The organism is Salinisphaera sp. SWV1, from assembly GCF_052044155.1.
GTDB lineage: Bacteria > Pseudomonadota > Gammaproteobacteria > Nevskiales > Salinisphaeraceae > Salinisphaera.
The window spans coordinates 1-545 of sequence record NZ_JBQDYE010000172.1 but is presented as its reverse complement, the minus strand read 5'-3'; the positions used below and the strand labels follow the sequence as shown (position 1 = coordinate 545).

Sequence of the window (545 nt, the reverse complement as noted above, 5' to 3'; positions counted from 1 at the left end):
GCTAAGTACCGAGAGTCTTTATCCATTCCGCCGTCAAATCAGCGCAAGCAGCTGGTTTGACCCAACCGATAAGGAAGACACTATGCAGCTCAACATTACCGGAAATAACGTCGAGATCACCGAGGCACTGCGCGAATTTGTTACAGCCAAATTTGCCAAACTTGAGCAATATTTTGACCGAATCAACCAGGTCTATGTTGTTCTGAAAGTGGAGAAAGTCACCCACACCTCAGATGCAACACTGCATGTAAACGGTGGTGAAATTCATGCCAGCGCGGAAGGTCAGGACATGTACGCTGCCATTGATGGCTTAATTGATAAGCTGGCACGCCAGTTGACCAAACATAAAGGTAAACTGAAACAACACTAATTGTCCGGGCAATTAGCATGTGCATGGCGGCCTGTTGGGCGGCACAACGGGCCATTTGTACGGTTAATGCTCCGAGCCTGTTCCACTGTTTGAGTGGGCAGGTTCTTAGGTGAAATTATGACAAATAATGATACAACTCTACAGCTTAGCAGTGTTCTTAACAGGGAATGTACGC

1 protein-coding gene is annotated in these 545 nt (G+C 47.0%); it reads left to right on the top strand.

All coding sequences use genetic code 11. The annotated features are described in order from the left end of the window. Positions 1-82: 82 nt before the first annotated feature. Positions 83-370, top strand: a complete 288-nt coding sequence (gene hpf, locus ACS8YF_RS20080) for a ribosome hibernation promoting factor (RefSeq protein ID WP_440851819.1) — start codon at positions 83-85, stop codon at positions 368-370. Positions 371-545: the final 175 nt, after the last annotated feature.